The organism is Streptomyces taklimakanensis, assembly GCF_009709575.1.
In the GTDB taxonomy this organism is placed as follows: domain Bacteria; phylum Actinomycetota; class Actinomycetes; order Streptomycetales; family Streptomycetaceae; genus Streptomyces; species Streptomyces taklimakanensis.
In genome coordinates, this window is record NZ_WIXO01000001.1 from 1,794,929 (window position 1) to 1,817,095 (window position 22,167).

Sequence of the window (22,167 nt, forward strand, 5' to 3'; positions counted from 1 at the left end):
CGTCACGTGTCCACCTGCTCGTGTCGGACGGCTGCGGTCTCTCACAGGGCCGTCTCTGGGGTCTTGTCTGTACTTGGGACCCTAACGCGCGGGTCCTGACGCGCCATCCCGGTCCGAGAACTGTTCGCTGTCAGCGCAGGGAGCGTTCCCGCAGGTGAGGTCGGCGTGTTCCGCCGTACGCGAACGGGCCCGCACGCGGTGTCGCGCACGGGCCCGTTCCGTCGTACGGGGGCGTTCCCGGGATCAGTCCTCGGAGGTGCCGGACTCCTCGTCGGCCCGCTTCTCGCCCTGCTGCTCGGCGGAGGCCTCGACGGTCTCGCCGTCCTCGTCCTCGTCGTCGAGGGCGACGACGTCACCGTTGGAGTCGGTGACCTTGGCGGCCTCGACGACGACCGCGAGGGCCTTGCCGCGGGCGACCTCGCCGACGAGCATCGGCACCTGGCCGCTCTCGACGACGGCCTGGGCGAACTGGTCGGGGCTCATGCCGGAGGACTGGGCACGCCGCATGAGGTGCTCGGTGAGCTCCTCCTGGCTGACGTTCAGCTTCTCCTTGTTGACCAGCTCGTCGAGGATGAACTGGGTGCGGATGCCCTTCTCCGCCTGCTCCTTGAGCTCGGTCTCGAACTCCTCCTCGGACTTCTCCTGGAGCTTCAGGTAGGTCTCCAGGTCCATGCCCATCTGGGAGAGCTGGTGGTTGACCAGGTTGTGCTTGCGGGTGTTGACCTCGTCCTGGAGGAGCTTCTCCGGGATCGGGACCTCCACCAGGCCGATCAGCTCGTCGAGCACCTTCTCCTGGGCCTGGGTGGCCTGGTCGTACCTCTTCATCCGCTCCAGGCGCTTGCGGCTGTCGGCCCTCAGCTCCTCGAGGGTGTCGAACTCGCTGGCCATCTGGGCGAAGTCGTCGTCCAGCTCGGGGAGTTCACGGGCGGAGACGGAGGTGACCTCCACCGTGACCTCGGCCTCGCGACCGGCGGCGGAGCCGCCCTTGAGCTCGGAGGTGAAAGTCGCCGAACCGCCGGCCTCCAGACCGGTGACGGCCTCGTCGATGCCGTCCAGCAGCTCGCCGGAGCCGATGGTGTAGTCGATGCCCTTGGCGACGCCGTCCTCCAGGACCTCGCCGTCGACCCGGGCCTCCAGGTCGATCTTGACGACGTCGCCCTCGGCGGCGGCGCGCTCGACGACGGTGGTGGAGGCGAAGCGCTCGCGGAGCTGCTCGACCGACTTCTCCACGTCCTCGTCGGTGACCTCGACGGCGTCGACGGTGACCTCGATGCCGGAGTAGTCCGGGATCTCGATGGCCGGGCGGATGTCCACCTCGGCGGTGAAGGCGAGAAGCTCGTTGTCCTTCAGCTCGGTGATGTCGACCTCGGGCTGGCCCAGCGGGCTCAGCTCACCCTCCTCGACGGCCTCCTGGTAGAGCTTGGGAAGCGCGTCGTTGACCGCCTCCTCCAGCACCGCACCGCGGCCGAAGCGCTGGTCGATCACCCGGGCCGGCACCTTGCCCTTGCGGAAGCCGGGCACCGTGACCTGCTGGTTGATCTTCTTGTACGCCGCGTCGAGGCTGGGCTTGAGCTCCTCGAAGGGCACCTCGACAGTGAGCCGAACCCGAGTGGGGTTCAGGGTCTCCACGGCGCTCTTCACGGTCGGTCTCCTTGGGGCTGACTGCTGGGAACTTCTACTTGTTGAGGCGCCCCGCACGCAGACACGACACAGACAGGCGCGTCTTTCATAGTACGTGGTCGGGGTGGCCGGATTCGAACCGACGACCTTCCGCTCCCAAAGCGGACGCGCTACCAAGCTGCGCCACACCCCGTCCGTGCGACACGTAGCGTACATGCCGTACGATGCGGAGCGTGCCGCGAACGGTCACCGCCGGTTGGCCGGCCCGGATCATCCGGTTATGATCGGTCCACTCCGTGATCCACGGCGATCCACGGCGCGTTGCGGGCGTAGCTCAATGGTAGAGCCCCAGTCTTCCAAACTGGCTACGCGGGTTCGATTCCCGTCGCCCGCTCCACGGCCACGGCCCGGCTCCCCCCAGGGGAGCCGGGCCGTGGTGTCGTTGCCGCCCGTTCGCCAGCGGCGGAACCGACGGGGCGGGCGGGATTCAGAAGCTGATCTGGTTGATCGACTCGGCGAGCGAGTTGAGGAAGCGGTTTATCGACGGGGCCATGCCCGTGGAGGCCAGGAAGAAGCCGAAGAGGGCCGCGACGAACGCGGGCCCCGCCTTCAGTGAGCCACCCCGAATGAGCACGATCATGATGATCGCCAGGAGTAGCACCACCGACAGTGAAATGGCCACAACTGATCACACCCTCGGTCGCAACGCCTCTGGACCGGCGACGCCGGCCCGGGGACCCTCCGCCGCGTCCCCGCCGGTGACCATCGTGCCACCAACTCCCGCCCAGGTGGAGGCAGAAGACGGATCGAGAGCTTCCGGGCGTGTCTGCGACAACCGGACTCCGGCCCGGCGGGAACGGGCACGCCACCCCCACCGGACCCCACCGCCGTCGGTGCGCGCCGGGAGGTCCGATCGGGGGAACGACACCCCATTGTCGATATCACCGATATTTCGGGCACAAAAGACGCATGGCTTCCGACCGGCGTCGCCCTTGCCCACACAACGGGCATCCCTCCGGGAGATCCACCGTCGCACCGTCCGGACGGCCCGCGGGAGCGGCCGGAGGCGTCCGGGAGTGAAAATGCCTCCGGGGGTGGGAGGGGCAGCGCGGATTTACCTGCGGTTCGAATCCCATTAAGGTGCGGCAGATGTTCCACGCTGGCTACGAGCGTTCCCCACTCCCCCCGGACCGGCCGGACACGGCCCCGCGCCCGGTGTCGTCGGCACCGGAGGCCACCCCGACCGGACCTGGCGGTTCCGGGAGCGCCGGGCGGCGGGACGCGTTCTTCGACAACGCGAAGTTCCTGGCGATCGTGCTGGTCGTCGTGGGCCACGCCTGGGGGCCGCTCCTGAGCGACTCGCGGGCCGTGCAGGCCGCGTACAACTTCGTGTACGCCTTCCACATGCCGGCCTTCATCGTCCTCTCCGGCTACCTCTCCCGGAACTTCGACATGCGTCCGGGACGTCTGCGGCGGCTGGTGACCACCGTGGTGGTGCCGTACGTGGTCTTCGAGACCGCCTACACCCTGTACCGGCGGGTCGGGGACTCCGTCGACCACCCCATCAGCCTGCTCGACCCCTGGTACCTGTCGTGGTTCCTGCTGGCGCTGTTCGTCTGGCGGCTGACCACCCCGCTGTGGCAGGTGGTGCGGTGGCCCGTCCCGCTGGCGGTGGGGATCTCCCTGCTGGCCTCCGTCTCCCCCCAGACCGGCGGCGACCTGCACCTTCAGCGGATCCTGCAGTTCCTGCCGTTCTTCGTCATCGGGCTCAACCTGCGCCGCGAGCACTTCGAGCTCCTGCGGCACCGCGCGGTGCGGTGGGCGGCCGGGCTCGTCCTGCCGGCGGCCCTGGTCTTCGCCTACTGGTCGGTGCCCCGGATGAACCCGTCCTGGTTCTACCGCAACAACAGCGGCCAGGAACTGGGCGTGCCCTGGTGGACGGGCGCGTCGATGACCCTGGCGTTGACCGTCTGCTCCCTGGTGCTGGCCGCGTGCTTCCTCGCCCTGGTGCCCCGGCGTCGCACCTGGTTCACCGCGCTGGGCACCGGCACGCTCTACGCCTACCTGCTGCACGGCTTCTTCATCCTGACCGCGCGCTTCCTGGGCTGGTACGACGTGGCGTGGGTCGCCACCCCGGCCGGTGAGATCGCGGTGTCGGCCGTCTTCACGGTCCTGGCCGTGGTGCTGTGCACCCCGCTGGTACGGCGGCTGGCGCGCCCCGTGGTGGAACCCAACGTGGAGTGGCTCTTCCGCGAGCCCGGCTCCGGCCCGACCGGCCCGACCGGAGCCGGACCGGACCGCGAGCGGTCCGCGAGCGCCCCTCGGGACCCCGTGCGGCGCTGACCCGAAGGACATCGCTACCGTCGCGCGGCGCCGCGCGGCTCCCGCCGTCCCCCGGTGATCCCACCGAGGACCCTGCGGCCGAGCCCGTCGGCGCCGCGCGTCGTCTCCGGAAGGCGGTAGCGGGGCGCCAGGCGCAGCGTGTGGGCGCAGGCGTGCTCCAGGCCGATCCCGTGACCGGCCGACACGAACACCGGCTTGACGCCCGACCGGGTGCGCAGCGCCCGCCCCACCACCTCGGGCGGGTCCCGCCGTTCGTCCAACAGCGGCGAGGAGTCCCCGCGCGCCGGTCCCGGCTCGGTGTGGGAGAAGACGAAGGGCGACTTGGCCACGCCGAAGCACGGCAGCCCGGTCAGCACCCCCAGGTGCACCGCCAGCCCGGCCCGGCGGGGGTGGGCGTAGCCGTAGCCGTCGCAGACCACCAGTTCGGGTGGGTCCGACAGCCTCTCCAGAGCCGCCAACACCCCGGGCAACTCCCGGAAGGCCAGCAGGCCGGGCACGTACGGGAAGCCGCCGCGTCCGGTGTGGACGGCCTCCTCGACGACCTCCAGGGTCCCGGCGTCCAGCACCACGGCCGCGGCGACCGTCAGGCCGCTCTCCTCGTCGTAGGAGACGTCGACCCCGGCGATCCTGCGCACCTCCCCCGGCGCGGGGCCGGGGGAGGTCAGGTCCGCGGCCCGCCGGATCCGCTCCTGCTCGGCGATCGCCTCCGCCTCCGTGGCGGGCCACCACCGGTCCGTCGGCGCTTCCACGTTCCCTCCCTCTCCCCCTTCGCCCCGGCCGCCCCGCGGACCGCCCCGGACCGCCGTCAGTCGCGCCGGAGCAGCAGCAGGGCCCGGTCGTCGTTGACGTCCCGGGCGACCGCCTCGATCAGGTGCCAGGCGGCGCCCTCGAAGCCGGCGACCACGAAGCGGTCGGCCTCGCCCGTCAGTCGGTCGATGCCCTCGGCCAGTTCGCGGTCGGCCCTCTCCACCAGGCCGTCGGTGAACAGCATCAGCACGTCGCCGGGGCGCAGACTGCCCTTGACCGCGTCGAACCGGGCACCGTCGTAGACACCCAGCAGCGGCCCCTCGCCGGCCTTCTCCTCCCAGCATCCGCTGCCCGCGCTCCGCTGGAGGGCGGGAACGTGGCCGGCCGAGAACAGTTCGTAGTCGCCGCTGTCGAGGTCCAGGACGAGGTGGACGGAGGTGGCGAAGCCCTCCTGCCAGTCCTGGCGCAACAGGTAGGCGTTGGCGGCCGGGAGGAAGGCGTGCGGCGGCAGGGAGCCCAGCAGACCGCCGAAGGCGCCGGACAGCAGCAGCGCGCGGGAGCCCGCGTCCATGCCCTTGCCGGAGACGTCGGTGAGGACGACCTCCAGGGTGCGGCGGTCGGGCCCGGTGAGCGCGGCGACCACGAAGTCGCCGGAGAAGGACTGGCCGCCCGCCGGGCGCAACGCCATCTCCCGGTGCCAGCCGGCGGGCAGCTTCGGCAGCTTGCTCTGGACGCGGATGCGTTCGCGCAGGTCGAAGAGCATGGTGCCGCCGCGTCTCCAGGGCACGCCCACCCGGCTGCGGAACTGGGCCACCAGCAGGCCGGAGAGCCCCACCGCGGCCACCACCAGGATGGTGCCGGGCGTGACCCGGCCGGGGCCGGCGGTGTACGGGCCGAGCACCGTGGCCTCCACTATCAGCGCGCCGGCCGCGGCGGCGTACAGCACCAGCAGACTGGCCGGGCGCAGCAGCAGGCCACCGACGACGACCGGCAGCACCAGGCTCTCGGGCGCGAACCACAGCGGCTCGGCGAGCGTGGCCCAGGTGAGGGCCGGGACGGCCGCCAGCAGCGCGGCGAAGGCGATCCAGTCCGAGCCGTCGCCCCGGAAGTAGTCGACGGCGGAGCGGCGCAGGGCGGTACGGACCCGGTGCACGGCCCTACGGGCCTGGTACCACCGGGGCGTTGGGGGAACCCTGCCCGTACGACCTGCCATGCCAGGGACCTTATCCACCCGTTCGGGGGTGCGTCGATTCCCGATACGGGGTGACAGAAGCCGTGTTCGATATCCAGTCGCCTCGTTTCCTCCGCCCTGATAGGGATGGGCCCATGACGAGCACGGATCTCCGGAAACTACGCCCCGACCAGTGGGACGAGTGGTACGCCAACCTCGAACTCGCCTTCGGCGGTGTCCCCGAGTCGCCCGAGGAGAGGGAGACGTGGCGGGCCCTGACCGAATTCGAGCGGGCGATCGCCGCCTGGGACGACGGCCGGATCGTCGGCACGGCGGGCTCGTTCTCCTTCCGGTTGTCGGTGCCGGGCGGCGCGGTCGTGCCCACGGCCGGCGTGACGGCGGTGAGCGTGGCGGCGACGCACCGGCGCCGAGGCGTCCTCAGCGCCATGATGCGACGCCAGTTGGACGACGTGCGGGCCGCCGGCGAACCACTGGCGATCCTGGTGGCCTCCGAACCGGCGATCTACGGACGCTTCGGCTACGGCATCGCCTCCCGACAGTTGCGTGCCGAGATCGACACCTCCCGCGTCCGGCTGACGGTGCCGCCGGACGCGGACGGGGTCCGGTTGCGGGAGGCGGATCCGACCGCGGTGCTGGACGCGTGCGAGGCGCTCTACGCCCGCCTGGTGCCCGGCCGGCCGGGGATGCTCCGGCGGCTCCCGGGCTGGGAGCGGCTGGGCGTGCTCGATCCGGAGAGCCGGCGGGAGGGCGCGTCGCCGCGGCGCTGCGTACTGGCCGAGGTCGACGGGGAACTGCGCGGTTACGCGCGCTTCGCCGTCCGGCCGGAGTGGGACGTGGCCGGGCCCAAGGGCACGGTGGTGCTGCACGATCTGGAGGCGCTGGATCCGGCGGCGTACGGGGCGCTGTGGCGCTTCCTGTGGGGAATCGATCTGACCTCGACGCTCCAGGTGGGGCCGCGGCCGGTGGACGACCCGTGGCAGCACATGGTGGACGACGCCCGGCGCTGTGGCGTCCGCTTCCGGGACTCGCTGCACCTGCGTCCGGTGGAGGTGGGCGCGGCACTGGCGGCGCGGCGGTACGCGGCGCCGGTGGACGTGGTGCTGGAGGTGGAGGACGCCTTCTGTCCGTGGAACTCCGGGCGCTGGCGGCTGACCGGCGACGCCTCGGGCGCCGAGTGTGTCCGCACCGAGGCCCCGGCCGGGCTGGCGCTGACCGTGGGCGACCTGGGCGCGGCGTACCTGGGCGACACCTCCCTGACCGCGCTGGCGGGCACCGGACGGGTGCGGGAGCTGCGGTCCGGGGCGTTGGCCGAGGCGGCCGGCGCCTTCTCCTGGCCCGTCGCGCCCTGGTTGCCGCACGGCTTCTGAGGCGGGAAGCGGCCGGCCGTCGGGGCCCGGCCCCGACGGCCCCGGTCAGGACCGCTGGCAGGCGGGGCACCAGAAGAGGTTGCGGGCGGCGAGGGGGGCGGTGCGCACCTCCTCGCCGCAGATGTGGCAGGGCATCCCGGCGCGGCGGTAGACGTACACCTCGCCGCCGTGGTCGTCCACGCGCGGCGGGCGTCCCATCGCCTCGGGGGTGTGTTCGGGCCGCACGGTGTCGATGCGGTTGTCGCGCACGCCCTCGCGCATCAGCTCGACCAGGTCCGTCCAGATCGCGTCCCACTCGGCGCGGGTGAGGTCCCTGCCCGCCCGGTACGGGTCGATGGCGTGCCGGAAGAGGACCTCGGCGCGGTAGACGTTGCCGACCCCGGCGACGACCTTCTGGTCCATCAACAGCGCGGCGACCGTGGTGCGACTGCGGGAGATCCGCGCCCAGGCCCGGTCCGGGTCGGCATCGGCGCGCAGCGGGTCGGGGCCCAGCCGCTCGCCGACGGCCCGCCTGGCCTCGTCGGTGATCAGCTCGCAGGTGTTGGGGCCGCGCAGCTCGGCGTACGCGAAGGGGGCCTCGTCGGTGGCCAGGCGCAGCCGTATCTGCCCCACGGGGGCGGGCGGCCGGCCGGCGCCGTGCCGGAAGGAGCCGTACAGACCCAGGTGGATGTGGATCCAGTCGCCCCCGGCGGGCCCGTCGAAGCCCAGGAAGAGGTGCTTGCCGTGGGCGTCGGCGGCGCTCAGCGTCCGGCCGTCGACGAGGGCGGCGCCCGCCTCGAAGCGCCCCTGGGGACTGTCGGCCCGTACGGGCCGGCCGCCGAACCTGTCGTCGAGGTCGGCGGCCAGCCGGTGGATGGTGTGGCCCTCGGGCACGGGTCGGATCAGTCCTGTCGCGGGTGGTGGTCCGGGATGGGCGGGAGGTTGCCCGTCCGCTCGTACGCCGAGAGCATGTCGATGCGGCGGACGTGCCGCTCGTCCTCGGTGAACGGGGTCTCCAGGAAGGTCTCCACGAAGGAGACGGCCTCCTCGGTGGAGTGCATCCGGGCACCGATGCCGATCACGTTGGCGTTGTTGTGCTCGCGCCCCAGTCGTGCCGTCTCCCGGCTCCAGGCCAGGGCGGCCCGCACGCCGCGGACCTTGTTGGCGGCGATGACCTCGCCGTTGCCCGAGCCGCCGATGACGATGCCGAGGGCGTCCTCGTCGTCGGCCGTCTGTTCGGCCGCGCGCAGGCAGAAGGGCGGGTAGTCGTCGGCCGCGTCGTAGATGTGCGGGCCGCAGTCGACCGGCTCGTGCCCGGCCTCCTTCAGCCACTGGACGAGGTGGTTCTTCAGTTCGTAACCGGCATGGTCGGAGCCGAGGTAGACGCGCATGGGCAGAGTCTATTCAGGGGCCGCTCAGGCGTTCCGGCCGACCAGCTTCCAGGCCGCGGGGAGGGCTCCCATGGCCAGGGCCGCCTTGAGGGCGTCACCGACCAGGAAGGGCACCAGTCCGGCGGCGGCGGCCTGGCCGAGGGACATGCCGGTGGCCAGGGCCAGGTAGGGAACGCCGATCGCGTAGATGACCGCGGTGCCCACGGCCATCGTCCCGGCGGTGCGCAGCGCCCCGCGGTCGCCGCCGCGGCGGGCGAGGGCGCCGACGACGACGGCGGCCAGCAGCATGCCCAGGATGTAGCCGAAGGAGGGCATCGCGGCGCCGGAGCCGCCCTCGGCGAACCACGGCATCCCGGCCACGCCCGCGGCCGCGTACAGGCCGAGGGAGGCCAGCGCCCGACGGGCCCCCAGACCGGCGCCGACGAGCAGGGCGGCGAAGGTCTGGCCGGTGACGGGGACGGGCGAACCCGGCACGGGGACGACGAGCTGGGCGGCCACACCGGTGAGCACGGCACCGCCGAGGACCAGCGCCGCGTCGCGCACCCGGGCGCGGGCGGCGGTGGAGGCGGGCAGGACGTCGGCGAGGACCGCGCCCGGGCGGACGGTGGCTGTGGTGGTGGAAGTGCTCATCACGGCTCCGGTTGTCTGGGGTCACGGGACTTCGGGGACGCCCCGACGTTAACCGACGTTACCCCCCGTCCACCCGTGAGATTGGCGACAAAGAAGTGCCGACGGGGCTTGTGGAGGACGGCCGGAGGAATCGGGGGGCGGGTGGGTGGGAGCGACAGGGACCGGGGTGGGGCGGCTCGGCCGGGGCTCCGCCACGGGGCGTATCCGGGCCGCCCGTGGATTGTGCACGGTCTGTGACCAAGTGGTCCGGATGGCGGGCAGGCTTCCGGAGACCGTTGCCGCCGGTGGGGTGCGCCCCCCACACTGGCCGAGTTCGGAGCGCGTTGCTCCGTTCCCCCGCCCCCTCCCCGACCCCTGGACGGCACCTCCCCATGTCCGGCACCCCCGAGCTGAAGCCCGCCGGCTCCCCCCACCGGGACCCGAACGGTACCGAGCACTCGTCCCTCGGCCACGGCCTCAAACAGCGCCACCTGTCGATGATCGCCCTCGGCGGCGTGATCGGCGCGGGCCTCTTCGTCGGCTCCGGCGCGGGCATCGCCGCCGCCGGCCCGTCGATCGTCGTCGCCTACGCCCTCTCCGGGCTGCTGGTGATGCTGGTGATGCGGATGCTGGGCGAGATGTCGGCCGCCCATCCCGCCTCGGGCTCCTTCTCCGTCCACGCCGAGCGCGCGATCGGCCCCTGGGCCGGCTTCACCGCGGGCTGGATCTTCTGGACGCTGCTGTGCGTGGCCGTCGCCGTGGAGGCGTTGGGCGCTGCGACGATCATGGCCGGTTGGCTGCCGGGCACCCCACAGTGGCTGTGGGTGGCCGTCTTCATGGCGGTCTTCAGCGGAACCAACCTGCTGGCGGTGCGGAACTTCGGCGAGTACGAGTTCTGGTTCGCCGCCCTGAAGGTCGTCGCGATCGTCGCCTTCCTCGTGCTGGGCCTGTCGGCCGTGCTGGGCCTGCTGCCGGGCACCGAGTCCCCCGGGGCCGCCAACCTCACCGGGCGGGGCGGCTTCCTGCCCAACGGCACCGAGGGCCTGGTGGTGGGCCTGCTGGCCTCCGTCTTCGCCTACGGCGGCCTGGAGACGGTGACCATCGCGGCGGCCGAGTCGCGGGATCCGATCCGGGGCGTGGCCAAGGCCGTGCGCACGGCGATGTGGCGCATCGCGCTGTTCTACGTCGGCTCGATCGCGGTGATCGTCACCCTGATCCCCTGGGACGACCCGTCGGTGCTCTCCGGCCCGTACGCCGCCGTCCTGGACCACCTGGGCATCCCGGCCGCCGCCGAGGTCATGAACGTGGTGGTGCTCGTCGCGCTGCTGTCGGCGATGAACGCCAACATCTACGGCGCCTCGCGCATGGCGTACTCCCTGGTCGCCCGGGGCGAGGGCCCCGCCTTCCTGGGGAAGGTGACCGCCGGCGTGCCGCGCCGCACGGTGCTCGCCTCCTCCGCCTTCGGGTTCTTCGCGGTGCTGCTCAGCTTCTGGTGGCCGGACACCGTCTTCGCCTGGCTGCTGAACATGGTGGGCGCCGCCGTGCTGGTGGTGTGGAGCTTCATCGCCGTCTCCCAGCTGATCACCCGCCGGAGGCTGGAGCGGGAGGCACCGGAGCGGCTGGTGGTGCGGATGTGGTTGTTCCCCGGATTGACCTGGGCGTCGTTGGCGGGCGTGGCGGCGGTGCTGCTGCTGATGCTCCGCGAGGGCGACACCCGCACCCAGCTCGCCTTCACCGCCGCCCTCACCGTGGCCCTGTCGGTGGCCGGTCTGGTGCGACAGCGGCGGGCGGGCACGGACGCCGCCCCCTCCGCCGGGGCGGACGACCGGCGGTAGCCGGGGCGGGGAGGAGACGGACGGGAACGGGGACGGCTCCCGAGCGCCGGCGTGGCGCCCACCACGGGAACCGTCCCCGTCGTCTTCCGCTTCCGTTCGCCGCTCGCGGCGGTCCCGACGGCGGCGCGGACGCGGCTCAGTCGAAGCGCGGCTCCTCCGTGCGGGTCCGCTTCAGCTCGAAGAAGCCGGGGGTGGAGGCCACCATCAAAGTGCCGTCCCACAGCCGCGCGGCCGCCTCGCCCTTGGGGGCGGGGGTGACGACCGGGCCGAAGAAGGCCGTCCGCTCCCCGTCCGCGCCCGGTACGGCGATCACCGGGGTGCCGACCTCCTGGCCGACCAGCCCGATGCCCTCCTCGTGCGAGGCGCGCAGCCGCTCGTCGTACGCGTCGGAGTCCATCGCGTCCGCCAGCTCCACCGGGAGCCCGGCCTCCTCCAGCGCCTCGACGATCGTGGCGCGCTCGTTGGGGCGCCCCTGGTTGTGGAAGCGGGTGCCGAGCGCGGTGTAGAGCGGGCCGAGGGCCTCCGGGCCGTGCTTCTGCTCGGCGGCGATCAGCACGCGCACCGGGCCCCAGGCGGCCTGCACGAGGTCGACGTAGTGCTGCGGCAGCTCGTCCAGCCGGTTCTCGTTGAGCACCGCCAGGCTCATCACGTGCCACCGCACGTCGACCGGCCGCACCTTCTCCACCTCCAGCATCCACCGGGAGGTCATCCAGGCCCACGGGCAGGTGGGATCGAACCAGAAGTCGGCCGTGACTCTGTTCGCCTTCTCGGGCATCCGTGACATGTGGATCTCCTCGCGGTTCGTGGTCGCTCGGGCGGACGGCGGCGGGCGGGACCGGCCGCCGCGGAAACACGCCCAGGGGAACGCGCGGGAGCGGCGCGGTGATTCCCGCGCCCCGCTCCGGGCCCGCTCCCGGGCCCGCTTCCCCGCCGCCCGGCCGTCCGACCGGCCGCCCGCCCGTACGGCGGCACGACCGCGCATGCGATCCTGACCTTCTGTGTTCGCCATGTGAGACGAGGGAGTCACACCGTGCCCGGTGAGAACCTGACCCGTGACGAGGCCCGGGAACGCGCCCGGCTGCTGACCGTGGACGGGTACGACGTCGCGCTCGACCTGCGCTCGGCGGTCGGGCCCCACACCGGGGACGGACCTCGTACCTTCCGCTCCACCACCACCATCCGTTTTCGCTGTGCCGAGCCCGGGGCCGCCACCTTCGCCGACCTGGTGGCGCCCGCCGTCTCCTCGGTGACGCTCAACGGTCGCGAGCTGGACGTGGACGAGGTCTTCGACGGCACCCGCGTCGCCCTGGACGGCCTGGTCGCCGAGAACGTCCTGACCGTGGACGCCCACTGCGCCTACAGCCGCACCGGCGAGGGCCTGCACCACTTCCTCGACCCCGAGGACGGGGAGACCTACCTCTACACCCAGTACGAGCCGGCCGACGCCCGCCGGGTGTTCGCCAACTTCGAACAGCCCGATCTCAAGGCTCCCTTCACCTTCACCGTCACCGCCCCCGCCGACTGGACGGTGCTGAGCAACGGCGCGCGCGAGGGCGACCCGAAGCCGGTGGGGGACGGCGCGGCGATCTGGCGGTTCGCGACGACGAAGCCGATCTCCACGTACATCACGGCCGTCGTGGCCGGCCCCTACCACCACGTCACCGACGTCTACCGGCGCGAGATGCCCGACGGGAGCGAGCTGGTGATCCCGCTGGGGGCGCTGTGCCGCAGGGGGCTGGCCCGTCACTTCGACGCCGACGACATCTTCGCCGTCACCAAGCAGGGCCTGGACTTCTTCCACGACCACTTCGACTACCCGTACCCGTTCGGGAAGTACGACCAGGCGTTCGTGCCCGAGTACAACCTCGGCGCGATGGAGAACCCCGGCTGTGTGACCTTCCGCGAGGAGTACGTCTTCCGCGGCAAGGTCACCGACGCCTCCTACGAGAGCCGGGCCAACGTCATCCTGCACGAGATGGCGCACATGTGGTTCGGCGACCTGGTCACCATGGAGTGGTGGGACGACCTGTGGCTCAAGGAGTCCTTCGCCGACTTCATGGGCTCCTTCTCGATGGTGGAGGCCACCCGCTTCACCGAGGGCTGGATCACCTTCGCCAACCGTCGCAAGTCGTGGGCCTACCGCGCCGACCAGCTCCCCTCCACGCACCCGATCACCGCCGACATCCGGGACCTGGAGGACGCCAAGCTCAACTTCGACGGCATCACCTACGCCAAGGGCGCGTCCGTCCTCAAGCAGCTCGTGGCGTACGTGGGGCGCGACGCCTTCCTGGAGGGCGCGCGGCGGTACTTCAAGCGCCACGCATGGGGAAACACCAGGCTGGAGCACCTGCTGGCCGTGTTGGAGGAGACCTCCGGACGCGACATGGGCGAGTGGGCGCGGGCCTGGCTCCGCACCGCCGGGGTCAACTCCCTCGCCCCGCACGCCACCTACGACTCCGCGGGGCGGATCACCGAGTTGGCGATCGCCCAGGAGGCGCCCGACTCGCACCCCGTGCTGCGTCCCCACCGGGTCGCCGTCGGCCTCTACCGGCGCCAGGTGGCCGGGGGCCCGCTGGAGCGCTACGCCCGGGCCGAGGTGGACGTCACCGGCGCGCGGACGGTGGTGGAGGAACTGGTCGGCGTCGAGCGCCCGGAGCTGATCCTGGTCAACGACGAGGACCTGACGTTCTGCAAGATCCGCTTCGACGAGGCGTCGCTGGCCACGCTCCGGTCCCACCTGGGCTCGGTCTCCGACGGCCTGGCCCGCGCGCTGTGCTGGTCGGCGCTGTGGAACCTCACCCGTGACGGGCTGATGCCCGCGCGCGACTTCCTCGACCTGGTGCTGCGCTTCGGCGGCCAGGAGAGCGACATCGGCGTGGTGCAGATGCTGCACGCCTGGGCGCGCGCGGCTCTGGTGCACTACGTGGCGCCCGCGTGGCGCGAGGAGGGCGCGCGGCTGCTCGCCCACGGCGCGCTGCGGCACCTGCGGCAGGCCACCCCCGGCAGCGACCACCAGCTCGCCTGGGCGCGGTTCTTCGCGGCCGTCGCGCACGACGAGCACGACCTGCAGGTGCTGGACCGGCTGCTGGAGGGAACGGGCCGGATCGACGGGCTGGACGTCGACCAGGAGCTGCGCTGGGCCTTCCTGGCGACCCTCGCCGCCCGGGGCGTCGCCGACGAGGCGCGGTTGGCCGCCGAACTGGCCCGCGACGACACCGCCTCCGGCAGGCGGCACCAGGTGCGTTGCCTGGCCGCACGGCCGTCCCCCGAGGTCAAGGCACGGGCGTGGACGGACGTGGTGGACTCCGACCGGCTCTCCAACGCGCTGGTGGAGGCGACCATCTCCGGCTTCGACCAGCCGGGGCAGCGGGAGTTGTTGGCGCCGTACGCGGAGCGGTACTTCGAGGCGATCGAGCGAGTCTGGGCCGAGCGGTCGATCGAGATCGGCATGGCGATCGTCCGCGGCCTGTACCCCGCCCTCCAGGACGACGCGAGGGTGCTGGAGCTGACGGACACCTGGCTGGCGGCCCACGAGGACGCCCCTCCGGCGCTGCGGCGACTGGTGTCGGAGGCGCGCGACGACACGGCGCGCGCCCTGCGCGCGCAGCGGTGCGACGCGGCGGCGTCCGCCTGAGCCGACCCCGGCCCCGACTCCGCACGTCGCCGTCGGCCCTCGTCCCACCGGGTGGGGCGAGGGCCGGTGACGTGCGGGGTCGGGGCCGCTTCCGTCGTCGACGCCCCACTCGTCTCCGGCAGTCGGCCCGTGCCCGATCGGCTGTCGAACGCCCGTACTTTAGGACGGGCTTGTCCGTGTTCGTCTACAGACGCGTAACAGAGGTTGGCGGACGGACCGGAGGCGGGAATCGCCGGAACATGAGCCACGAGCCCCCCCTCTCCTCCCGCCCCGTCCGCCACCTCTCGCACGTCACGCGCCGGGTGGTGACCGCCCGCGCGTTGCGCGACCTGGGCGTTCCCGCCGTCGTCGCGGACGAGCGCTGCCGGCCGGGCGGCCCCTGGCAGATGCCGTTGCCCAGGGTCTACCTGCTGCACCCCGGCCCGCCGACCGGCGAGGAGCGGCTGCACGCCGTACTGCTGTACGCGAGCCGGGAGCGTGTGCCCGCCCAGGTCGGCGCCCGGCCCGAGGTCCGCACCGTCCGCCCCTCGGGCGGGCCGCCCACCGGCGGACGCGCGCCCCGGGGGACGGACGCGGTGATCACCGGTCCCGCCGCGCTCGCCCTGCGCGGTTTCTCCTCCACTCCCCCGCTGTCGGCCCTGGACCACATCGACGTGCTGGTGCCGAGCGCCCGCCGGCTGCGCTCGGCCGGTTTCGCCCGCGTGGTGCGCACCCGCTCCCTCCCCGAGCCCGAGGAGGTCACCGGCCTGCCGGTGGCACCGGTGCCCCGTGCGCTGGCCGACACCACCGCCCGGCTCACCGACGCCGAAGCGGTGCGCCGGCTGCTGACCGAGGCGGTGCGCGACGGCCACTGCGAGGCTTCGGCCGTCGTCGCGGAGCTGGGCCGGGCCCGGCTGCTGGGCCGGCCCGCCGTGGCGGACGCCGTGGCCGCCCTGCTCGCCGAGAGTCGCGCGGTGGCCGAGAGCCTGCTGTACGGACTGGTCCGCGCCCACGGTCTGCCCGAGCCCTTCTGGAACGTCGACCTGCGGCTGCCCGGCGGTCCCCACCTCGGCGGTGTGGACGCCTACTGGCCGGACCAGGCCGTCGCCGTCGAGATCGACATCCAGGGGCACGGGCACGGGCACGGGCAGGGGCGCGAGGCCGCGGGGAGCGCGCGGGGCGGTGGAGCGGGCGCGCGCCACGCCCGCAAGCGCGAGGAGTTCGAGCGTCTGGGCGTCGTGGTCCTCCACATCACCCCGGACCGGCTCCGCGACCACCCCGGCCGGCAGGCGGAGGCGGTGCGCACCGCCCTGGAGACGTCGCCGGGCCGGCCGCCGGCCGCCCACCTGACGGTCCTGCCCCGTTGAACGGCCGGTCGCCGCACGTCCCGGCGGGGTTCCCGGACGACCGTGGTTCGCCCCCGGCCCCCGCCCCCGGCCCCGCCGCCCGATGTGTGGCGCGGGAGGGACCTCGGGCCGCGTCCCCGTCCTGGGGGCCCTGGGGACGCGGCCCGAAGGGGCGGGGCGGTGGCCTCAGACGGCCGCCGCGGCGTCCGCCGCCCGTGCCTTCAACGCGCGCTCGACGCCCGCGCGGGACTCGGTGACCAGGCGCCGCAGGGCGGCGGTGGGCTCGGCCGACTCCAGCCAGGCGTCCGTGGCCCGCAGGGTCTCCTCGGAGACCTGCAGGGCCGGGTAGAGCCCGATCGCGATCTGCTGTGCCATCTCGTGGCTGCGCGACTCCCACACGCCCTTGAGCGCCTCGAAGTACTTCGCGGTGTAGGGGGCCAGCAGCTCGCGCTGGTCGGTCTGGACGAAGCCGCCGATGACCGCCTCCTGCATGGCGTTGGGCAGCCTGTCGGACTCCACGACCGACGCCCACGCCTCGGCCTTGGCCTCCTCGGTCGGCCGGGCGGCCCGCGCCGACGCCGCGTGCCGCTCGCCCGCCGAGGTGCGGTCGCGCTCCAGTTCGGCGTCGATGGCGGCGTCGTCGGCGCGTCCGGTGGCGGCCAGCCGGTGGAGCAGGGCCCAGCGCAGCTCGGTGTCCACGGCCAGGCCCTCGATCTCCCGGCTGCCGTCCAACAGCCCGGCGAGCAGGTCGAGCTGCTCGTCGGTGCGGGCGCCGGCCGCCACCGCCCGCGCCCAGGCGAGCTGGTGGTCGCTGCCGGGGGCGGCGGCGCGCAGCTTCTCCACGGCGGCCTCGGACCAGCGCAGCAGGCCGGTCTCCCGCCAGCTCGGGGCGGCGTACAGGTCCAGGGCGAGCTTGACCTGCCGCTGGAGGGACTGCACGACACCGATGTCCGACTCCTTGTCGATGCCGGAGAGCACCAGTTCCAGGTAGTCGCGGGCGGCCATCTCGCCGTCACGGGTCATGTCCCAGGCCGACGCCCAGCACAGGGCGCGCGGCAGCGACTCGGTGAAGTCGCCCAGCCGGCCGGTGACGGTGGCCAGCGAGTCGGCGTCGAGCCGGACCTTGGCGTAGGACAGGTCGTCGTCGTTGAGCAGGAGCACGGCCGGGCGCCGGGTGCCGACCAGCTCGGGCACCTCGGTCCGCTCCCCGTCCACGTCCAGTTCGACACGGCCGGTGCGCACCAGGGAGTCGCCGTCGAGCTCGTAGGAGCCGATGGCGATGCGGTGCGGGCGCAGCACCGGCTCGCCCTTGGCGCCGGCGGGCAGCGCCGGGGCCTCCTGGAGCACCGCGAAGGAGGTGATCACGCCGTCGTCGTCGACGGTGACCTCCGGGCGCAGCACGTTGATGCCGGCGGTCTCCAGCCAGGCCTTGGACCAGGTCTTCAGATCGCGTCCGGAGGTCTCCTCCAGGGCGGTGAGCAGGTCGGTCAGGCGGGTGTTGCCCCAGGCGTGGCGCTTGAAGTACGTCCGCACGCCGCTGAAGAACGCCTCCTCGCCGACGTAGGCGACGAGCTGCTTGAGGACGGAGGCGCCCTTGGCGTAGGTGATGCCGTCGAAGTTGACCAGGACGTCGTCCAGGTCACGGATCTCGGCCATGATCGGGTGCGTGGACGGGAGCTGGTCCTGGCGGTAGGCCCAGGTCTTCATGGAGTTGGCGAAGGTCGTCCACGCGTGCGGCCAGCGGCTGCCGGGGGCGGCGGCCTGGCAGGCGATGGAGGTGTAGGTGGCGAACGACTCGTTCAGCCACAGGTCGTTCCACCACTCCATGGTGACCAGGTCGCCGAACCACATGTGGGCCAGCTCGTGGAGGATCGTCTCGGCCCGCGTCTCGTAGGCGGCGTCCGTCACCTTGGAACGGAAGACGTACTGGTCGCGGATGGTGACCGCGCCCGCGTTCTCCATCGCGCCGGCGTTGAACTCCGGGACGAAGAGCTGGTCGTACTTGGCGAACGGGTAGGGCAGGCCGAACTTCTCCTCGAACCAGTCGAAGCCCTGCCGGGTGACCTCGAAGATGGCCTCCGCGTCCAGGTGCTCGGCCAGCGACGGGCGGCAGTAGACGCCCAGCGGCACGGTGCGGCCCTTGCCGTCCTCCCAGGTGCTGTGCACGCTGTGGTAGGGGCCGGCGATCAGCGCGGTGACGTAGGTGGAGATGCGCGGCGTCGGCTCGAAGCGCCACACTCCCCCGGGCTCCGGCTCGGGAGTGGGCGAGTTGGAGATCACCGTCCAGCCCTCGGGCGCGGTGACGGTGAAGGCGAAGGTCGCCTTGAGGTCGGGCTGCTCGAAGCTCGCGAAGACCCGGCGGGCGTCGGGCACCTCGAACTGGGTGTAGAGGTAGGCCTGCCCGTCCACGGGATCGACGAAGCGGTGCAGGCCCTCACCGGTGTTGGTGTAGGCGCAGTCGGCGACGACGCGCAGCTCGTTGCGGCCGGCGACCAGGCCGGGCAGCGCGATGCGCGAGTCGGCGAAGACCTCGGCCGGGTCGAGGGGGGTGCCGTTGAGCACCACCTCGTGCACGGTGGGCGCCACCAGGTCGATGAAGCCGGTCCCGGCCTCACGGGCGTCGAACCTCACCGTGGTGACCGAGCGGAACGTCCCGCCTTCCTGGGCTCCGGAGAGGTCCAGTTCGATGTCGTACGCGTCCACCTCGAGCAGACGGGCCCGCTCCCGCGCCTCCTCGCGCGTGAGGTTCGTACCAGGCACCTGCGTCATCTCCTTCTCGTCCGTGTGCGTTCCGCGCCATCCTCGCACGTCGGCCCCGGCGGGCGCGGGGTGCTTTCCCACCGGTCGCCGGGGACGGGCCACGGGGGTGGGAGGCGCCACTCCCGCCCGGTGGGTGAACGGGCGGTGAGCGGAGCCGCACCGGACGGCGAGCGGAACGTGACGGGCCCGTCCCCGGTGATCCCTGCGTCCTGATCGGTGCCGGACGTTTCCGTGCCGTTGGACCACGGGTCACCACCGGTGCCGACGATCCCCGGTGGGTGGGGACGCCCCACCCCCAAGGTGCCGCGTTCGCTTCCGGGGAGAGACGCCCATGTCCCGTACGTCCCGCAGCAGCCGGCTCGCCCGGCACGTCCTCGACCGCCGTACGCTGCTCGCCGCCGGGGCGGTCGGTGTCGCCGGCGCCGCGGGGGTGGCCCTCGGCACGGGCGGGACGGACGCCGGGGCCGCCGCGCCGACGGCTCCGGCCTCCGTCCCGCCCACCCGACCGGCCCCCTCCCCCTCCCGGCCCGCCGTTCCCTCCCCGGCCGGCACCACGGTGGAGAGCGTCGCCGCGCCGCGCGGCACGGGCGGCTACCGGAGGCTGGGCGAGGGACGCGGCTGGGAACGGGTGGTGCGCGAGGACCTCGTCGCCGCGGACCGGACGCGCGAGGACCGGCGCACGCCCCTGGCCTGCTTCGCGCACTTGACGGACACCCACGTCACGGACGTCCAGCACCCCCTGCGCTTCGAGTACCAGCGCGCGGGCCGGCCCGGTGCCTGGCGCCCGCAGGAGGCACTCACCGTCCACGGTCTGATCTCCCTGGTGGAACGGATCAACTCGCTGGCCGGCGGCCCGGCCACCGGGGCTCCCCTGGCCTTCGCGATGACCACCGGGGACAACACCGACAACAACTGCCGCGCCGAGGCGGAGTGGTTCCTCACCGCGATGAGCGGTGGCCGCATCACCCCCGACACCGGCGATCCGACGCGCTACGAGGGCGTCCAGGACTCCGGTCTCCCCCTGTACTGGCACCCCGAGGACCCGGTGCGCGACCTCGACAAGCGGCACGGCTTCCCCCGCGTCGAGGGCCTGCTGGACGCCGCGCGCCGCCAGGTCGTCAGCCCCGGCCTGCGCATCCCCTGGTACTCCACCGTCGGCAACCACGACGACCTGTACGGCGGCCACTTCGCGAGCATCGCGGAGCTGACCGAGCTGGCCGTCGGGGACCGCAAGCTGTACGAGCTGCCGGCGGCCGAGGGCCTGGCGCTGCACCGGACGGTGCGCAGGGGACAGGACGTGCGGGGCGAGGGGTTGCGGGAGATGCTGCGCGCCCACGCGCGGGGGATGCGCACCGTCACCCCCGACCCGTCCCGCGCGCCGCTGACCACCCGCCAGTACGCCGAACTGCACCTGGACCCGGCCCACACCGGTCCGGGGCCGGTCGGGCACGGCTACACCCGGGAGTGCGTGGCGGAGGGCCGGCTGTACTACTCCTTCCGCGTCGCCGACGGCGTCACCGGCATCAGCCTGGACACCACCGACCCCGAGGGCGACTACCGGGGCCACGTCTCCGCCGCACAGCTGCGCTGGCTGGACCGTGAACTGACACGCCACGGCGACGACCTGATCATCGTCTTCAGCCACCACTACAGCGACTCCATGACCACCGGCGGCACCGAGCTCCTGGCCCTGCTGGAGCGGCACGGGAACGTGGTCGCGTGGATCAACGGGCACAGCCACCGCAACCGGATCACCCCGCACGACGGCTTCTGGGAGGTCACCACGGCCTCGCACGTGGACCACCCGCAGCTCGCCCGCACCGTCGAGCTGACGGACAACGGCGACGGGACGCTCTCCCTCTTCGTCACCTGCGTGGAGTCCGCCGCGCCGTACGCCGCCGACGAGGGCGACCTGTCCCGTACGGGCCTGGCCTCCCTCTACCGCGAGCTGGCCTTCAACGCCCCGGGCCGCAACACCACCCTGGCCGGCGAGCCGGGCGACCGGAACGCCGAACTGCTGCTGCCGCGCCGACGCTGACCGGTCCCGCGCGGGTCCGACGTCCGCTCCCCTCCGCGTCCGCCCGCCGGGTCACCAGTGGGTGTCGGCGTTCCCCGGGGAGAACTCGGCGAACGCCAGGGGGTCGTCCCCCTCGTCCAGCCCGGCCAGGCCCTCCGTGACGAGGTCTCCGCGCAGCCACTGCAGCAGGATGTCCGTCAGGGTGCCCGGCAGGGCCGGCCCCTGGTCGGCGTGGCGGGGCCAGACGGTCACCGGCCAGTCGTTCGGCTCCCCCTCGGTCAACCAGCCCAGGTGGTCGCTGTCGACGGAGACGGCGAAGGGCAGGAAACCGCCCGGCTCCGGCCACACGGCGAGCGGGTGGTACTCGGGGAACTCCCCGCGCAACCGACGGTAGTTGTCGGCCGTTTCCCGGGCGTGGTGCACGAGGCCCTCACCGACCGTGCGCAGGGGCGTGAAGAAACTGAGCCAGTTCCCCCAGTGCCCGGAGCCGTAGCGCTCCATCAGCGTCACGTACTCGTCGGGCAGCCGGGTGCCGAGCTCGGCGAAGAGCCACTCCCAGGTGCCGTCCCCGAGGTACGGGGTCGCGGGCGGCGGCACCAGCCGCGTCAGCGTCTCCAACCCGTGTCCCCCGGCGAGCGCGGCGCGTCGTACGCCCCCGGCCTCCGGCACCGACTCGGGGTCCCGCTCCGGCGGCGTCCAGGGACGGGCGTCGGTCAGGAAGGCGGTGCGGCGTACGGTGGCCGGCAGCGGGCCGAGCGTCCTGCCGCCGGGGAGCGGGAGGCCGTCGGTCAGGAGCGCCGCCACCGTCTCGGTCAGCGTCGTGCCCCAGTGCAGCCAGGGGTTCTCGTCGCTTCCCGCGTCCCGGTCGTGGACGACGACCGGCCAGCGGTCCGGATCGTCACACGCCCCGGTGTCCCAGAACAGTCGGCAGCTGCCCCGTGTCTCACCCCAGGCCAGCAGCCCGCCGGGCTCCGGGTGGAACGGCGGGGGCTGGTACGGCGGGGTCCGGCGGGAGGCTATCCGGCACTCGCGGTGGATCTCCCAGAGCCAGTCCCCGTAGTCGAACCGGCCCCCTCGCTCGCACGGCGCGTGCATCCACAGGTACTCGCCGATGTCCAGCGGCCCGTGGGCGGAGACCAGCGCCTTGTAACCGGAGGGGAGCCGCAGGCCCAGCCGGCTCTCCACCGCTGCCCAGTCGACGGCCAGGGGAGCGGGCGCGGTGGGACGGTCCCACGGTTGCGCGGGCTCCGGAAGTGCGAGCCGTGCGACGAGCGAAAGCAGTTCCATGGGGGGACATGGTGGCATCCCGCACCGACTCCGGGCCCGCCCGGGGGGCCGCCCGCCTCCG

Annotated in this window: 16 protein-coding genes and 2 tRNA genes; 7 read left to right on the forward strand and 11 right to left on the reverse strand. The window is 73.1% G+C overall.

What is annotated here, in order from left to right:
* Nucleotides 1-243: 243 nt before the first annotated feature.
* Nucleotides 244-1,641, reverse strand: coding sequence for a trigger factor (gene tig / locus F0L17_RS07915; protein WP_162465946.1), 1,398 nt, complete (start codon nt 1,639-1,641; stop codon nt 244-246).
* A 95-nt stretch (nt 1,642-1,736) separates the two neighbouring features.
* Nucleotides 1,737-1,813: transfer RNA gene (locus F0L17_RS07920), tRNA-Pro, on the reverse strand.
* A 130-nt stretch (nt 1,814-1,943) separates the two neighbouring features.
* Between F0L17_RS07920 and F0L17_RS07925 the strand changes: the two genes are divergently transcribed.
* Nucleotides 1,944-2,017, forward strand: a tRNA-Gly gene (locus F0L17_RS07925).
* 90 nt (nt 2,018-2,107) lie between these two features.
* Here F0L17_RS07925 and F0L17_RS07930 read toward each other — a convergent pair.
* Entirely contained in the window at nt 2,108-2,302 is a 195-nt protein-coding gene (locus F0L17_RS07930) for a hypothetical protein (protein WP_155070507.1), read from the reverse strand.
* Between the two features lie 467 nt (nt 2,303-2,769).
* Here F0L17_RS07930 and F0L17_RS07935 point away from each other — a divergent pair, with 467 nt between their 5' ends.
* Nucleotides 2,770-3,963 carry an acyltransferase family protein gene (locus F0L17_RS07935; protein ID WP_155070508.1) on the forward strand — a complete coding sequence of 398 codons (1,194 nt, stop codon included), beginning with the start codon at nt 2,770-2,772 and terminating at the stop codon, nt 3,961-3,963.
* 14 nt (nt 3,964-3,977) lie between these two features.
* Here the strand turns inward: F0L17_RS07935 and F0L17_RS07940 are convergent, their stop codons facing one another.
* Together F0L17_RS07940 and F0L17_RS07945 are read right to left on the reverse strand one after the other, a co-directional pair.
* Entirely contained in the window at nt 3,978-4,712 is a 735-nt protein-coding gene (locus tag F0L17_RS07940) for an endonuclease V (RefSeq protein ID WP_162465947.1), read from the reverse strand.
* 56 nt (nt 4,713-4,768) lie between these two features.
* The gene (locus tag F0L17_RS07945; RefSeq protein ID WP_155070509.1) at nt 4,769-5,923 is read right to left on the reverse strand and encodes a PP2C family protein-serine/threonine phosphatase; all 1,155 of its coding nucleotides are present in this window, start codon (nt 5,921-5,923) and stop codon (nt 4,769-4,771) included.
* Between the two features lie 113 nt (nt 5,924-6,036).
* On the opposite strand from F0L17_RS07945, the gene F0L17_RS07950 reads away from it, so the two are divergent.
* The gene (locus F0L17_RS07950; protein WP_155070510.1) at nt 6,037-7,269 is read left to right on the forward strand and encodes a GNAT family N-acetyltransferase; all 1,233 of its coding nucleotides are present in this window, start codon (nt 6,037-6,039) and stop codon (nt 7,267-7,269) included.
* A gap of 45 nt (nt 7,270-7,314) precedes the next feature.
* On the opposite strand, the gene F0L17_RS07955 is transcribed toward F0L17_RS07950, so the two are convergent.
* Genes F0L17_RS07955 through F0L17_RS07965 form a run of 3 tightly spaced genes read right to left on the reverse strand, consistent with a single transcriptional unit; the run spans nt 7,315 to nt 9,269 of the window.
* Complete coding sequence (locus F0L17_RS07955) at nt 7,315-8,142, reverse strand: DNA-formamidopyrimidine glycosylase family protein (protein WP_162465948.1); 828 nt, start codon at nt 8,140-8,142, stop codon at nt 7,315-7,317.
* An 8-nt stretch (nt 8,143-8,150) separates the two neighbouring features.
* The gene (locus tag F0L17_RS07960) at nt 8,151-8,639 is read right to left on the reverse strand and encodes a ribose-5-phosphate isomerase (protein ID WP_155070511.1); all 489 of its coding nucleotides are present in this window, start codon (nt 8,637-8,639) and stop codon (nt 8,151-8,153) included.
* A gap of 24 nt (nt 8,640-8,663) precedes the next feature.
* Nucleotides 8,664-9,269, reverse strand: coding sequence for a biotin transporter BioY (locus F0L17_RS07965; protein WP_155070512.1), 606 nt, complete (start codon nt 9,267-9,269; stop codon nt 8,664-8,666).
* Nucleotides 9,270-9,640: 371 nt separating this feature from the next.
* Here F0L17_RS07965 and F0L17_RS07970 point away from each other — a divergent pair, with 371 nt between their 5' ends.
* Nucleotides 9,641-11,083, forward strand: a complete 1,443-nt coding sequence (locus F0L17_RS07970) for an amino acid permease (protein ID WP_155070513.1) — start codon at nt 9,641-9,643, stop codon at nt 11,081-11,083.
* Between the two features lie 136 nt (nt 11,084-11,219).
* On the opposite strand, the gene F0L17_RS07975 is transcribed toward F0L17_RS07970, so the two are convergent.
* Entirely contained in the window at nt 11,220-11,858 is a 639-nt protein-coding gene (locus F0L17_RS07975; RefSeq protein WP_155073324.1) for a mycothiol-dependent nitroreductase Rv2466c family protein, read from the reverse strand.
* A gap of 255 nt (nt 11,859-12,113) precedes the next feature.
* On the opposite strand from F0L17_RS07975, the gene pepN (F0L17_RS07980) reads away from it, so the two are divergent.
* Both pepN (F0L17_RS07980) and F0L17_RS07985 read left to right on the forward strand, forming a co-directional pair.
* On the forward strand, nt 12,114-14,717 hold the full coding sequence (pepN, locus tag F0L17_RS07980) for an aminopeptidase N (protein WP_162465949.1): 2,604 nt from the start codon (nt 12,114-12,116) through the stop codon (nt 14,715-14,717).
* Nucleotides 14,718-14,956: 239 nt separating this feature from the next.
* Nucleotides 14,957-16,063, forward strand: coding sequence for a hypothetical protein (locus tag F0L17_RS07985; RefSeq protein ID WP_155070515.1), 1,107 nt, complete (start codon nt 14,957-14,959; stop codon nt 16,061-16,063).
* A 165-nt stretch (nt 16,064-16,228) separates the two neighbouring features.
* Here F0L17_RS07985 and pepN (F0L17_RS07990) read toward each other — a convergent pair whose 3' ends face one another.
* Nucleotides 16,229-18,802 carry an aminopeptidase N gene (pepN, locus tag F0L17_RS07990; RefSeq protein ID WP_162465950.1) on the reverse strand — a complete coding sequence of 858 codons (2,574 nt, stop codon included), beginning with the start codon at nt 18,800-18,802 and terminating at the stop codon, nt 16,229-16,231.
* A gap of 331 nt (nt 18,803-19,133) precedes the next feature.
* Between pepN (F0L17_RS07990) and F0L17_RS07995 the strand changes: the two genes are divergently transcribed.
* Nucleotides 19,134-20,840, forward strand: a complete 1,707-nt coding sequence (locus tag F0L17_RS07995) for a TIGR03767 family metallophosphoesterase (protein ID WP_155070517.1) — start codon at nt 19,134-19,136, stop codon at nt 20,838-20,840.
* A 51-nt stretch (nt 20,841-20,891) separates the two neighbouring features.
* Here F0L17_RS07995 and F0L17_RS08000 read toward each other — a convergent pair whose 3' ends face one another.
* Nucleotides 20,892-22,106, reverse strand: coding sequence for an SMI1/KNR4 family protein (locus tag F0L17_RS08000; RefSeq protein WP_155070518.1), 1,215 nt, complete (start codon nt 22,104-22,106; stop codon nt 20,892-20,894).
* Nucleotides 22,107-22,167 lie beyond the last annotated feature (61 nt).

Coding starts and splice junctions, on each gene's coding strand:
- F0L17_RS07995 (WP_155070517.1), top strand. CDS start 19,134: ATGTCCCGTACGTCCCGCAGCAGCCGGCTCGCCCGGCACGTCCTCGAC.
- F0L17_RS07935 (WP_155070508.1), top strand. CDS start 2,770: ATGTTCCACGCTGGCTACGAGCGTTCCCCACTCCCCCCGGACCGGCCG.
- F0L17_RS07975 (WP_155073324.1), bottom strand. CDS start 11,858: ATGCCCGAGAAGGCGAACAGAGTCACGGCCGACTTCTGGTTCGATCCC.
- F0L17_RS07965 (WP_155070512.1), bottom strand. CDS start 9,269: ATGAGCACTTCCACCACCACAGCCACCGTCCGCCCGGGCGCGGTCCTC.
- F0L17_RS08000 (WP_155070518.1), bottom strand. CDS start 22,106: ATGGAACTGCTTTCGCTCGTCGCACGGCTCGCACTTCCGGAGCCCGCG.
- F0L17_RS07960 (WP_155070511.1), bottom strand. CDS start 8,639: ATGCGCGTCTACCTCGGCTCCGACCATGCCGGTTACGAACTGAAGAAC.
- F0L17_RS07945 (WP_155070509.1), bottom strand. CDS start 5,923: ATGGCAGGTCGTACGGGCAGGGTTCCCCCAACGCCCCGGTGGTACCAG.
- F0L17_RS07985 (WP_155070515.1), top strand. CDS start 14,957: ATGAGCCACGAGCCCCCCCTCTCCTCCCGCCCCGTCCGCCACCTCTCG.
- F0L17_RS07970 (WP_155070513.1), top strand. CDS start 9,641: ATGTCCGGCACCCCCGAGCTGAAGCCCGCCGGCTCCCCCCACCGGGAC.
- F0L17_RS07950 (WP_155070510.1), top strand. CDS start 6,037: ATGACGAGCACGGATCTCCGGAAACTACGCCCCGACCAGTGGGACGAG.